Origin of the sequence: Paucihalobacter sp. (assembly GCF_036825875.1) — a bacterium.
Lineage (GTDB): Bacteria > Bacteroidota > Bacteroidia > Flavobacteriales > Flavobacteriaceae > Paucihalobacter.
The window spans coordinates 1-12,437 of record NZ_DAISXK010000019.1 but is presented as its reverse complement, the minus strand read 5'-3'; the positions used below and the strand labels follow the sequence as shown (position 1 = coordinate 12,437).

Genomic DNA, 12,437 nt, shown 5'->3' with positions numbered 1-12,437 from the left:
ATATAAAATGGCAACATTTACATCATCTCTTCCACAAGAGCTACTTGATCAGCTTGCAAAAACAGCATTGGAATTAAAAATCCCTAAAAATAAACTCATTCAAAAAGCGCTACAACGTTATTTGATTCAAATTGAAAAGGCACAATTCGCTAAATCTTTTGAACGAGCTGCAAACAATCCCGAAATGTTGGAAATAGCCGAAGAAGGATTAGAAGATTGGTTCCAAATACTTGAAGATTTAGAAAAAAAATGAGGCAAGGGGAAATATGGAATGTTTACTTTGACCCGGTAAAAGGTAGCGAACAAAGTGGTAATAGGCCGGCAGTGATTATCAGTGGGAATACAATGAATCAAAAATCAAATTTGTTAATAGTTTGTCCGCTTACAACTTCATTGCACTATTTTAAAGAACATCCCATCATTGAGCCTAATGAAGAAAATGGTTTAAAAGAAACCTCGGAGATTTTGGTTTTTCAAGTTAGGACACTATCAAAGGAACGGTTCAAAAAAAAACTTGGTACTATCTCAAAACCAACGATGACCTCAATCCATGATACTTTATTCAAAATTTTAAAATATTAGAAACTATTCGAACCTGCGTTAAATAATTATTCTGATGAAAAAAATACAACATCATGTTTTCGTGAAAACAAAAATCTCATCATATAAAGCACCAAGCATATGAAGAAGATAGAACATTACATAACTGGCAAGTGGACAACAGGAACCGAAGAAGGCACGCCTATACATGATGCCATTACAGGAGAAACTTTTGCTTCGGTAGCAATCGAAGGTTTAGATATTCCTGAAATTTTGAACTACGGACGAACCAAAGGTGGCCAACAACTTCGCAAAATGACCTTTCAAGAACGAGGAAATATGCTTAAAAGTTTGGCATTATACTTAACCAAACGCAAAGAACAATTTTACGAATTAAGCTATCGCACTGGCGCCACAAGAGTGGACAGTTGGATAGACATTGAAGGTGGTTTCGGAAACCTATTTGCCAATGCTTCACTAAGAAAGTTATTCCCTAATCAACCCTATCACGTTGAAGGCGATCCAATAGATTTATCTCGAGGTGGTCGCTTTATGGCACATCATATTATGGTTCCAAAAAAAGGAGTAGCTGTTCATATCAATGCGTTTAATTTTCCAGTTTGGGGCATGTTAGAAAAATGTGCTGTAAATTGGATGGCAGGAGTACCAGCGGTGGTTTTACCTGCGCCTTCATCTTCGTATTTAGCAGAAGCTGTGGCGAAGGAAATTGTAGGATCTGGAATTTTGCCCGAAGGGGCACTTCAAATAATTAATGGTACTGTTAAAAACATATTAGACACCGTTGAATCTCAGGATGTCGTAACTTTTACAGGTTCGGCAACTACAGGACGACTTTTAAAAGCGCATCCAAGATTAATTGAGGAATCTGTTCCTTTTACTATGGAAGCCGATTCGCTAAACGCTTCAATTTTGGGTGAAGATGCAGTTCCTGGCACACCCGAATTTGATTTGTTTATCAAAGAAGTGCGTAATGAAATGACCGTAAAAGCAGGTCAAAAATGTACCGCTATCAGAAGAGTTATAGTTCCAGAAAATTTAGTTGAAGATGTGCAAATGGCCTTAGGAAAAGCATTGGATAAAGTCACTATTGGCGACCCACGACTTAAAGAAGTCCGAATGGGTTCTTTGGTGAGTCGTCAGCAAGTACAAGCAGTAAGGGATTCAGTTAAGGATTTAGCAAAGGAAGCTCAAATCGTCTACGGCAATTTAGATACCATCGAAACTATTGGAGCAGATTCAAGAAAAGGTGCTTTTATAAGTCCGATTGTCTTAAGAGCAGATCATCCATTTCAAAATACCATCATTCACGAGCGTGAAGCCTTTGGTCCTGTAAGCACCATTATGCCTTATAAAAGTTTAGATGAAGGGATTCTGCTAGCACAGATGGGTAAAGGCTCATTAGTGTCATCTATTGCTACTAATGACGACAATATTGCTAAAGACTATGTTATTAATGCAGCATCTCATCACGGAAGAATTTTAGTGTTAAATCGCGAAAGTGCCAAAGAAAGTACTGGTCATGGTTCACCTTTACCATATTTAGTACACGGTGGTCCTGGTAGGGCCGGTGGCGGTGAAGAAATGGGAGGTGTTCGGGGAATTAAGCATTATTTGCAGCGTACGGCTATTCAAGGTTCGCCCACAACCATTACTGAAATTACTGGAATTTATCAGCAAAACGCAAGGTATAAAGAAGCAGACCAACATCCATTTAAATACCATTGGGAAGACATCCAACCGGGAATGTCGATGAAAACGCATAACCGAACCATTACAGATACAGATATTATCAATTTTTCAAACATCACTTGGGATCATTTTTATGCACATACCGACATAACGTCTTTAGACGGCAGCATTTTTGAAAAACGAACTGCACATGGTTATTTTATAATCTCTGCCGCTGCTGGTTTGTTTGTCTATCCAAATAAAGGTCCTGTGGCAGCAAATTACGGACTGGAAGAATGCCGATTTCTTCGTCCGCTATATCACAACGATACCATTTATGTGCGATTAACCTGTAAGCAAAAAGTAGATCGGGATGTGGCATCTGCAGAGCATCCAAGCGGCATTGTGAAATGGTATGCAGAAATTTTTGACGCCAATACAGATGAAAAAGTCGCTTTCGCTACAGTTCTCACCATTATGCAAAAAAAGCAAGAGACTTTTGTTGAAATGACCGATAACAATATCAAAGAATATCTGTCAAATCTGAAAGAAACTACCAAACCAAAATGGGGCATCATGACACCGCAGCATATGATAGAACACTTAGAGTACACCTATAAAATTGCAGCAGGCGAGATTCAAGATTTTGAAGTCGCTACGCCTGAGAAAATACTCGACAAAGTGCATGCTAGTTTATACAACTATCAAAAGTTTCCGAGAAATACCAAGTTTCCAACGATGGAAAAGGATACCTTGGAGGCACTAATTCACCCAAATCTTGAACAAGCCGTTGAAAAATTTCTAGAACAAAGAGAAAAATATAAAAGTTTTTTCAAAGCAAATCCAGATGCAAAGTTAAACAACATCGTATTTGGAGAAATGAATCGTTACGAATGGTATTTGTTAGAACGCAAGCATTTAAATCATCATTTTGAGCAATTTGGTTTGCTTTAATTCCAGGTCACTACGCACTTGTTGCGCAGTCGCTTAAAAAATAAAATGTCGAAAAAGTATTATACTTACATCTTAACACATGAACCAAATCATATCTTTTATGTAGGTGTGACAAATGATAATGAAAGGCGAATGAGCGAACATAAAAAAGCAACTTTTGGGACTCATGTTGGTCGTTATAACATCAAAAAATTAGTTTATTTTGAGATGCATTTGGATATAAGAGAAGCCATAAGAAGAGAGAAAATTATTAAAAAATGGAAGAGGCAGTGGAGAATTAATCAAATCAATAAAGAAAATCCGAATTGGGTCGATTTGAGCCTTGATTGGGATTTATCAAAATTCTATAAATAATAAACACGAGTGCGCAACAAGTGCGCACAGACAAATAAAAAAGGTATGGATCCCTACGTAAAAAAACAAATTAAAAATAACATCGCAACGATTGAGTTTTTTCATCCATCACACAATTCGTTGCCATCTAGTTTATTGTCCGAATTGGCAAGAGCCATCACTAGCGCTGGAGAAGATGACAATGTAAAGGTAGTCATTTTAAAAAGTGGTGGTGACCGCACCTTTTGTGCAGGCGCTAGTTTTAACGAATTAGTTGATATTACTGACGAAGAAACTGGCAAACAATTTTTCTTAGGGTTTGCAAATGTTATCAACGCCATGAGAAAATGTCCTAAGTTTATCGTTGGTCGGGTGCAAGGTAAAACCGTTGGTGGTGGCGTTGGCTTAGCTTCGGCTACCGACTATTGTATGGCAACCAAATTTGCTTCCATCAAACTGAGCGAACTTAATATTGGCATAGGTCCATTTGTGGTCGGTCCTGCAGTGCAGCGTAAACTTGGCTTAAGCGGGATGTCGCAAATTGCCATGAATGCAGATGAATTTTTCTCAGCAGAATGGGCATTGCAAAAAGGACTTTTCACAGAATTGTTTGATACCACCGAGGCCTTAGATGAAGCTGTGCATCAATTTGCTAAAAAATTGTGTACCTACAACCCCAAAGCCATGACCGAAATGAAAACGATGTTCTGGCGCGGGACCGAAGACTGGGACCAATTGCTGACCCAGCGGGCTAAGATTAGTGGTAGGTTGGTGTTGAGCGAGTTTACTAAGAAAGTTTTAGATAAGTTTAAGACATAGTAAATAGTAAATAGTAAATAGTAAATAGTAAATAGAGGTAAGAGGTTAGTAATCAAAACAGCTATGAAGAGTAAATACCATTTTAGTTTTGAAGATTTGATTGTATATCAAAAAGCTATAGAATTTGCTGAATTGGTTAATCAACAGATTCAAAAATTTCCAAAACACGAATCGTATAATTTAAGTTCTCAGTTTCAAAGGGCAGCCGACTCGATAGGTTTTAATATTGCTGAAGGTTCTGCAGGTTCCGATGCTAATTTTAATAGATACTTACAAATATCTTGGGAAAGTGTTCATGAAAGCGTATGTGCATCAACAAAGGCAAGAATTAGAAATTATATTTCAGAGGAGGAGAATGAGGAAAACAGGAAAAGATTATCCGAAATTTCTAAAATGTTGACGTCGTTAAAAAAGCACTTAGTTTCAAAAATAGCAAAGCGTAAAAATGAAAAACAGCAATCGAAACACACCTCTAATCTCTAATCTCTAACCTCTCAGGCTTATGATTTACGCATTCAACGGTTATACACCAGTAGTTCACGAAAGCAGCTTTGTACACCCACTTGCGGCGGTTACGGGCAATGTAATTATTGGTAAAAACTGTTATATTGGTCCAGGAGCGGCTATAAGGGGCGATTGGGGGCAAATCATTCTAGAAGATGGCGTGAACGTTCAAGAGAATTGTACAGTGCATATGTTTCCAGGTAAAAGTATTGTTTTAAAAGAAAGTGCACATGTGGGTCACGGCGCCATTATTCACGGCGCTAATCTAGGAAGAAATTGCCTTATAGGAATGAACTCTGTCATTATGGACGATGCTGAGGTAGGCGACGAAAGTATTATTGGTGCTATGTGTTTTGTGTCGTCAGAAATGCAAATTCCACCAAGGAGTTTAGTAGTTGGAAATCCCGCAAAAATTGTGAAACAAGTAAGTGATGACATGATTACTTGGAAAACCAAAGGGACGCAGTTGTATCAGCAATTACCAAAGGAATGTCACGACACTTTAAATGCAGTTGAACCGCTTAGAGAAGTACCAAACGATATGAAGGTTCAAGATGATGTTTATAAAACGCTGAGAGAAACTTTTAAAAAGTAGTTATTAAAGCACACTGCTTAAATCAATTTCGTTGGTTTCTTTACCAGTTGATAAAGTGATGAGACTTTGTACATTACCTAAATAAGGAAGGAGCGTTAGCTTAGTGATTATAAAAGTTTCGTAGGCTTCAATATCTTCAACTATCAATTTCAGCAGATAATCAAAATTGCCACTAACCCGATGACATTCTACTACTTCGGGAAAATTATTAATCTCTTTCACGAATTTTTCTAAGTAACTTCTGGTATGCCCTTGAAGTGTTATGCCAATAAAAACCGTCAATTTTAATCCTATTTTTTTATTATCTAAAACAGCTACGTACTTTTTTATATAACCTTCTTTTTCTAATTTTTTAATACGTTCAAAAATGGGAGAGGTGCTCATGTCTAATTGGGCAGCAATACTTTTTGTAGTTCGGTTACTGTCTTTTTGAAGCATCTTCAATATTTGGATGTCTACTTTGTCTAACTGATAAGCCATCGATAATTAATTTTTTGAATCATATTTTTACAAAGATAAAAAGAATTAAAAACTTAATATTTATAGAAAAACAGAATTTTATCCTGTTATAATTTATTTTGTAAGATTTTAACAAATGTAGAATTAAAGAATTAGTACTTTTATTATTGATTAAAGAATCAAATCTTCAATAGCTATTACAATGAGTGAAAATGAGAGATCCCCGCTTTCGCTGGAATTTAAAATGCCCAAAATGGGCGAGAGCATTACCGAAGGAACAATTATCAACTGGCTAATCGCAGAAGGCGATAGCTTTGAAGAAGGCGATATTATCCTAGAAGTGGCCACGGACAAGGTCGATAATGAAGTGCCCGCGCCAGCATCGGGTAAATTGGTTAAAACATTATGCCAAGCTAAGGACGTTGTTCCAGTTGGCGATACCATTGCAATTTTAGAAATTTCAGAAGAAGTAACAACTTCAAAAAAAGACGCAGTTATTGCAGATGAAGTTAAGGATGCTCCTCAAATACCAAAAAAAATAACGCACCCAAAACCAATAAAGCAGGCTACAACGTACACTATTACTGCGGATAAGGTAGATGGTACTTTTTTCTCACCACTTATTTTATCGATTGCAAAATCGCATCATATAAGTTTTGAAGAGCTCGCTCGTATTCCTGCAACTGGCAAAGAGGGAAGATTACGTAAAAGTGATGTATTTCAGTACATAGAACAAGGAAGGCCTTTTAAATTTGCGCAGCCGGCAATTCAGCATGATCCAACTGCCTATCGCATTCCACAATTGAATTTAGATAAAGGCAAAGGGAAAATTATTGAAATGGATCGCATGCGCCAAATGATTGCCGATCATATGGTTTATAGCAAGCATACATCACCACACGTAACGGCTTATGTTGAAGCCGATTTAACCAATATGGTCAACTGGCGAAATACTAACAAAGCCGCATTTCAAAAGAAATATGGCGAAAAGTTAACCTTTACACCTCTATTTGTAGAAGCAGTTGCGAAGGCGATTAAAGATTTTCCAAATATTAATGCCTCTGTTGATGGAAATACTATTATATTAAAAGAAGAGATTAACATAGGAATGGCTACCGCATTACCCAACGGGAATTTAATTGTGCCTGTAGTTAGAAATGCAGACCAAAAAGGCTTAACCCAATTAGCAAAAGATGTAAACCTGTTAGTAGATAAATCAAGAAATAACAAACTCTCATCCGATGACATTAGTGGTAGCACCTTCACTATATCTAACGTTGGTACCTTTGGAAGTGTTATGGGCACGCCAATTATTAACCAACCCGAAGTAGCTATCTTGGCGCTCGGGATTATTAAGAAAAGAGCTGAAGTTATCGAAACAGAACAGGGAGATGAAATTGCTATTCGCAGTATGATGTATTTATCACTATCCTTTGATCATCGCGTCGTTGATGGATTTTTAGGAGGGAGTTTCTTACGCCGCGTGGGTGATTATTTAGAGCAATTTAATGATACACAAAAAATTTAATTCAATATATTTTAAAGGTAAAAGTTATGTCGTTTCATATTTCAATTGATACAGTAAAGCAGTCAAAAGTTGAAAATTTTGATTTCAACAATATTCCACTTGGAAAAACCTTCACCGATCATATGTTTATATGTGACTTTGAAAACGGGCAATGGGTAAATCCTCGCATTGAACCTTTAACATTAATTCCAACCCATCCAGCCGCCATGGCTTTGCATTACGGACAGGCAATTTTTGAAGGCATGAAGGCCTATTTGGATTCAGATGGAATACCCATGCTATTCCGGCCAGAAAGAAATGCAGCCAGACTTAACAAAAGTGCCGACAGAATGGGTATGCCGCCATTTCCTGAAACCCTTTTTGTGGAAGGTTTAAAGCAGTTGGTTTCCATAGAAAAAAATTGGATTCCATCCCAAGAAGGCAGCGCACTTTATTTACGACCATTTATGTATGCCGATGAACCATTTATTGGGATGCGTGCGGCAACGCATTTCAAATTTATTGCAATGGCGTCGCCTGCTGGCCCCTTTTTTACGAAACGCATTAAGTTATGGGCAGAAACATTATTTATTCGAGCCGCTCATGGCGGGACAGGTGAGGCGAAAGCAGCTGGAAATTATGCAGCTGCCATTCGGCCAACCGAAATCGCCAAAGCTAAAGGCTACGATCAGGTGTTGTGGTTAGATGCTGCGGAACATAAATACATTCAAGAAGTAGGTACGATGAATATTTTCTTCAAAATTAACGGAGAATTTTTCACACCGCTGCTGGATGGTTCGGTGCTTAAAGGCATTACCCGCGATAGCGTAATTCAACTTTTAAGACATAAGAATTATAAGGTCACTGAGAAATTGATTTCATTAGAAGAAATAAAAGCAGCAGCCAACAATGGTACGCTCGAAGAAGCCTTCGGAACTGGAACCGCTGTAGGTATTGCTTATATTGAAGAAATTGGAACGGAACATGAAACCATTTTCATTTCTGATAAAAATCCAGTAGCTAAAGAAATTAATGACCAACTAAATAGCATAAAAACTGGTAAGGAAACCGATATTTTTAATTGGATGCATAAAATTGAAACAATAGAAGTTTGATGAATAAAGAAATTTTAAAAGAAGGATTTAAAACGCTTTGTACCGCCAAAGCAATGACAAAACTTTACGAAGATAATTTTAAGGTTGTTTCAAAATATGTGCATGCAACGTCACGCGGACACGAAGCCATTCAGATTGCTGCGGGAATGCAATTGTTGCCTCAGGATTACGCTTATCCATATTATCGCGATGATGCGATGCTATTGTCGTTCGGACTGCAGCCTTATGATTTGATGTTACAATTGCTGGCCAAAAAAGATGATCCTTTTTCTGGTGGACGAACCTATTATTCACATCCAAGTCTAAGAGACGACGATAAACCAAAAATACCTCACCAATCCTCGGCTACTGGCATGCAAGCAATTCCTGCTACTGGCGCCGCTATGGGGCTACATTACCGCGAAAGCGGTAGTCTTTTCATGAAAAGAGCCGAAAGTAGTACGTCTATCTCTGATTTTAAAGAACGAGATTCCCACTTTCGTGGGAATTCGATAGTGTTATGTTCTCTAGGCGACGCCTCTGTGACTGAAGGTGAGATTGCTGAAGCCTTTCAAATGGCAGCTTTAAAACAATTACCGATATTGTATTTGGTACAAGATAATGGTTGGGATATATCAGCAAATGCTGAAGAAACCAGAGCACAAGACGCTTTTGAATACGCTAAGGGTTTCAAAGGCTTAGAAGCTATTTCTATTGATGGCGCTAATTTCACTGAAAGTTACCAAGCGCTTGAAAAGGTGATAAAAACCATTCGCGAAGAACGCCGTCCTTTTTTAGTACATGCCAAAGTTCCGTTATTAAATCACCATACCTCAGGTGTTAGAATGGAATGGTATCGCGACGATTTAGAGGAAGCCAAGTCACGAGATCCTTATCCTGTCTTAAAAAATCAATTATTAGAAAACGGTTTTACAATAGCAGAAGCTGAATTTATAGAACAGGAAGCTATCACAAAAGTGCAACAAGATTTTGAGAAAGCATTAAATGCTCAAGATCCCAAACCAGAAGATTTATTTACGCATGATTTTGCGCCGACACCAATTGTAGAGGAACAAGGCGAGCGCGCTCCCAAAGGCGCAGAAAAAGTAGTCATGGTAGATTGCGCTTTGTTTGCTATTGAAGAAATCATGACCAAGCACAAAGAGTGTTTGTTATACGGCCAAGATGTTGGTGGTAGACTAGGTGGCGTTTTTCGAGAAGCGGCTACCTTAGCCCAAAAATTTGGTGACGAGCGTGTTTTTAATACGCCAATTCAAGAAGCTTTTATTGTAGGATCGACTGTGGGCATGAGTGCTGTTGGATTAAAACCTATTGTTGAGGTTCAATTTGCGGATTATATCTGGCCTGGACTCAACCAGCTATTCACCGAGGTTAGCCGCAGCTGTTATTTAAGTAATGGGAAATGGCCTGTGAGTATGATTCTTCGGGTGCCTATTGGGGCTTATGGCAGTGGTGGACCCTATCATTCTTCATCAGTTGAAAGTATCGTAACAAATATTAGAGGCATTAAAATCGCTTACCCAAGTAACGGAGCTGATTTAAAAGGTTTGATGAAAGCCGCCTATTACGACCCAAATCCAGTTGTGATTTTAGAGCATAAAGGATTATATTGGAGTAAGGTAGAAGGCACCAAAGGCGCTACGTCTGTTGAACCTGCCGAAGATTATATTTTACCATTTGGAAAAGCGTGGGTTTTACAGGAAATATGGAAACAAGAGCATGTTGAAACCATTACGATAGTAACCTATGGTATGGGTGTTCATTGGGCTTACAATGCTTCTGGAGCACTTGATATGCGTGACCAAATTGAAATAATCGATTTGAGAACCTTATTTCCCCTAGATGAAGCAACCATTATGGCCTCCGTAAAGAAAACGGGCAAATGTTTAGTTGTTACCGAAGAGCCTTCAAATAATAGTTTTGCCAGAGCTTTAGCGGGTAAAATTCAGGAGGAGTGTTTTAAATTTTTAGATGCACCAGTAATGACTATCGGTAGTGAAAATATGCCGGCAATTCCACTGAATTCAATTTTAGAACAAACAATGATTCCTAGTATGGAAAAGGTGAAGGCAAAAATTCTAGAGTTACTTTCTTATTAAGTAGGATTTTCCATTAAACGAACGTAATCCATACAGTAATTTGCAGCTGTTACCTGATTAGTGGAAATATTTTTAAATAAAAAAGGCGACTTTACCATCGCCTTAGTGTTTTTTAATTTGTTTTATCTGGCGGAAATTGAAGCAAAATTTTATTCACAAACTCTTGTATTTGTGCGATTTTCTTATCAATATCTTTATCGGTAAGATTACCTGTGCCAGAACCTTGCCAGATTAATTCTTTTTTATTGGCATCGATTATATCTATAAAGAGTTGTCCTTCAACAGAGGTCGATACGGCGTTTCCACCCCAGCCGCCGCCCCAACCAGGACCCCAGGCTCCCCAGCCAGGACCCCAGCCCCAGCCTCCCCAGCCTCCCCAACCTCCCCAGCCCCAAGCGTTGTTGTAAACATCAACACGTTGGGTGGATTCGGTAAAGATACTGACGAGCAAGTCGGGCGTTTCGGATTTTGAGTAACCTTTTGCGAGCATTTCTGTTTCTATAGCTTTTAGAATGCGTCTTTTATCTATATCACTTATTTTGGCTTGATCAATTCCTGGTTTAAAAAACGCGAAGGTTTTGTAATCTGCAAAATTAGTTCCACGTTCATAATCAGCTGCTACACGAACGGATGAACAGGAGGTTAATACTGCTACTACGAGTAGTATTGGCAATAGTTTTACAATTTTTTTCATAGTCTTTATTTATTGAGTTACGTCTATTCTAGTAATTCTGGGTCAACCAAATTCGGTATGGTAATTTTCAGTTGCGGTTCATTTTCCATGGCGCGATTTATGGCGAAAATAGCCTCCTCATTTCTAGCCCAGCTTCGTCTCGCTATTCCGTTATTAACATCCCAAAAGAGCATGGACTTGAGGCTTTTATCTGCCCTCTTACTTCCATCAAGAACCATACCAAAGCCACCGTTAATAACCTCGCCCCAACCTACGCCACCACCGTTGTGAATGCTTACCCAGGTCGCGCCTCTGAAGCTGTCGCCAATCACATTTTGGATGGCCATATCGGCTGTAAATTTTGAGCCATCATAGATATTTGACGTTTCTCTATAAGGTGAATCTGTACCTGAAACATCATGGTGATCTCTACCGAGAATCACGTAGCCGATATCTTTATTTTTAATGGCTTTATTGAAAGCCTTAGCAATTTCTATCCGTCCCTCGGCATCAGCATATAAAATTCTAGCTTTTGAACCCACTACAAGATTATTGCTTTGTGCGCCTTTTATCCATTTTATGTTATCAGCTAATTGTTGTTGGATTTCTTTTGGCGCTTTCTTTTTCAAGGATTCAAGTACTTCACAAGCAATGGCATCAGTTTTAGCTAAATCTTCTCCATTTCCAGAAGCGCAAGCCCATCGAAACGGTCCGAATCCATAATCAAAGCACATGGGTCCCATAATATCTTGCACGTAGCTTGGATAATTAAAATCGATGCCATTTTGAGCCATAACATCAGCACCTGCACGTGACGCTTCCAATAGAAAGGCATTTCCATAATCAAAAAAATAAGTGCCTTTGGCCGTATGTTTATTAATGGCTTTTGCATGACGCACTAAAGAGATTTGAACTTTTTGTTTAAATAACTCAGGGTTTATGGACATCATTTCATTTGCTTGTTCAAAAGTCATATCAACTGGATAATAACCACCAGCCCATGGATTGTGCAAGGAGGTTTGATCACTTCCTAAGTCAATATGTATATTGGCATCGTAAAGTGCTTCCCACACATCGACAATATTTCCCAGAAAGGCTAGCGATACGACTTCTTTTTCAATTTTAGCTTTTGATACTCTCGAGATTAGTG

General features: G+C 38.4%; 12 protein-coding genes and 1 pseudogene. 10 read left to right on the top strand and 3 right to left on the bottom strand.

Going from position 1 to position 12,437, the window contains the following annotated elements; all coding sequences use genetic code 11:
- The first annotated feature begins 7 nt into the window (after positions 1–7).
- The 7 genes from V7Z48_RS07230 to V7Z48_RS07200 all read left to right on the top strand — a co-directional run bounded on the left by V7Z48_RS07230 (position 8) and on the right by V7Z48_RS07200 (position 5,434).
- Complete coding sequence (locus V7Z48_RS07230) at positions 8–253, top strand: CopG family transcriptional regulator (RefSeq protein ID WP_334112734.1); 246 nt, start codon at positions 8–10, stop codon at positions 251–253.
- On the top strand, positions 250–582 hold the full coding sequence (locus tag V7Z48_RS07225; RefSeq protein ID WP_334112733.1) for a type II toxin-antitoxin system PemK/MazF family toxin: 333 nt from the start codon (positions 250–252) through the stop codon (positions 580–582). The genes V7Z48_RS07230 and V7Z48_RS07225 overlap by 4 nt, the downstream gene beginning before the upstream one ends.
- 99 nt (positions 583–681) lie before the next feature.
- Complete coding sequence (gene paaZ / locus V7Z48_RS07220; RefSeq protein WP_334112732.1) at positions 682–3,183, top strand: phenylacetic acid degradation bifunctional protein PaaZ; 2,502 nt, start codon at positions 682–684, stop codon at positions 3,181–3,183.
- 45 nt (positions 3,184–3,228) lie between these two features.
- A complete protein-coding gene (locus V7Z48_RS07215; protein ID WP_334112731.1) occupies positions 3,229–3,537 on the top strand; it encodes a GIY-YIG nuclease family protein in 309 nt (102 codons plus the stop codon).
- Between the two features lie 45 nt (positions 3,538–3,582).
- Complete coding sequence (locus V7Z48_RS07210) at positions 3,583–4,335, top strand: enoyl-CoA hydratase/isomerase family protein (RefSeq protein WP_334112730.1); 753 nt, start codon at positions 3,583–3,585, stop codon at positions 4,333–4,335.
- Between the two features lie 63 nt (positions 4,336–4,398).
- Positions 4,399–4,818 carry a four helix bundle protein gene (locus V7Z48_RS07205; RefSeq protein WP_334112729.1) on the top strand — a complete coding sequence of 140 codons (420 nt, stop codon included), beginning with the start codon at positions 4,399–4,401 and terminating at the stop codon, positions 4,816–4,818.
- Positions 4,819–4,837: 19 nt separating this feature from the next.
- Complete coding sequence (locus V7Z48_RS07200; RefSeq protein WP_334112728.1) at positions 4,838–5,434, top strand: acyltransferase; 597 nt, start codon at positions 4,838–4,840, stop codon at positions 5,432–5,434.
- Positions 5,435–5,437: 3 nt separating this feature from the next.
- On the opposite strand, the gene V7Z48_RS07195 is transcribed toward V7Z48_RS07200, so the two are convergent.
- Positions 5,438–5,914, bottom strand: coding sequence for an Lrp/AsnC family transcriptional regulator (locus tag V7Z48_RS07195; RefSeq protein WP_334112727.1), 477 nt, complete (start codon positions 5,912–5,914; stop codon positions 5,438–5,440).
- 232 nt (positions 5,915–6,146) lie between these two features.
- On the opposite strand from V7Z48_RS07195, the gene V7Z48_RS07190 reads away from it, so the two are divergent.
- From V7Z48_RS07190 to V7Z48_RS07180, 3 genes are read left to right on the top strand one after another with little or no spacing between them, the layout of a single operon-like run.
- Positions 6,147–7,421 (top strand): dihydrolipoamide acetyltransferase family protein, encoded by a 1,275-nt coding sequence (locus tag V7Z48_RS07190; protein ID WP_428849894.1) that lies wholly within the window; start codon positions 6,147–6,149, stop codon positions 7,419–7,421.
- A 26-nt stretch (positions 7,422–7,447) separates the two neighbouring features.
- The gene (locus V7Z48_RS07185) at positions 7,448–8,515 is read left to right on the top strand and encodes a branched-chain amino acid aminotransferase (RefSeq protein WP_334112725.1); all 1,068 of its coding nucleotides are present in this window, start codon (positions 7,448–7,450) and stop codon (positions 8,513–8,515) included.
- Positions 8,515–10,614, top strand: a complete 2,100-nt coding sequence (locus V7Z48_RS07180) for an alpha-ketoacid dehydrogenase subunit alpha/beta (RefSeq protein WP_334112724.1) — start codon at positions 8,515–8,517, stop codon at positions 10,612–10,614. Before V7Z48_RS07185 ends, V7Z48_RS07180 begins: the two co-directional genes overlap by 1 nt.
- A gap of 112 nt (positions 10,615–10,726) precedes the next feature.
- Here V7Z48_RS07180 and V7Z48_RS07175 read toward each other — a convergent pair whose 3' ends face one another.
- Together V7Z48_RS07175 and V7Z48_RS07170 are read right to left on the bottom strand one after the other, a co-directional pair.
- A complete protein-coding gene (locus tag V7Z48_RS07175) occupies positions 10,727–11,308 on the bottom strand; it encodes a DUF4136 domain-containing protein (RefSeq protein WP_334112723.1) in 582 nt (193 codons plus the stop codon).
- A 23-nt stretch (positions 11,309–11,331) separates the two neighbouring features.
- Positions 11,332–12,437, bottom strand: a pseudogene (locus tag V7Z48_RS07170) (urocanate hydratase); the annotation flags it as partial.

What these genes read in the sequence shown, in the direction of transcription:
- V7Z48_RS07195 (WP_334112727.1), bottom strand. Translation starts at nt 5,914, where the DNA reads ATGGCTTATCAGTTAGACAAAGTAGACATCCAAATATTGAAGATGCTT.
- V7Z48_RS07215 (WP_334112731.1), top strand. Translation starts at nt 3,229, where the DNA reads ATGTCGAAAAAGTATTATACTTACATCTTAACACATGAACCAAATCAT.
- V7Z48_RS07190 (WP_428849894.1), top strand. Translation starts at nt 6,147, where the DNA reads ATGGGCGAGAGCATTACCGAAGGAACAATTATCAACTGGCTAATCGCA.
- V7Z48_RS07200 (WP_334112728.1), top strand. Translation starts at nt 4,838, where the DNA reads ATGATTTACGCATTCAACGGTTATACACCAGTAGTTCACGAAAGCAGC.
- V7Z48_RS07230 (WP_334112734.1), top strand. Translation starts at nt 8, where the DNA reads ATGGCAACATTTACATCATCTCTTCCACAAGAGCTACTTGATCAGCTT.
- V7Z48_RS07210 (WP_334112730.1), top strand. Translation starts at nt 3,583, where the DNA reads ATGGATCCCTACGTAAAAAAACAAATTAAAAATAACATCGCAACGATT.
- V7Z48_RS07180 (WP_334112724.1), top strand. Translation starts at nt 8,515, where the DNA reads ATGAATAAAGAAATTTTAAAAGAAGGATTTAAAACGCTTTGTACCGCC.
- paaZ (WP_334112732.1), top strand. Translation starts at nt 682, where the DNA reads ATGAAGAAGATAGAACATTACATAACTGGCAAGTGGACAACAGGAACC.
- V7Z48_RS07205 (WP_334112729.1), top strand. Translation starts at nt 4,399, where the DNA reads ATGAAGAGTAAATACCATTTTAGTTTTGAAGATTTGATTGTATATCAA.
- V7Z48_RS07225 (WP_334112733.1), top strand. Translation starts at nt 250, where the DNA reads ATGAGGCAAGGGGAAATATGGAATGTTTACTTTGACCCGGTAAAAGGT.
- V7Z48_RS07185 (WP_334112725.1), top strand. Translation starts at nt 7,448, where the DNA reads ATGTCGTTTCATATTTCAATTGATACAGTAAAGCAGTCAAAAGTTGAA.
- V7Z48_RS07175 (WP_334112723.1), bottom strand. Translation starts at nt 11,308, where the DNA reads ATGAAAAAAATTGTAAAACTATTGCCAATACTACTCGTAGTAGCAGTA.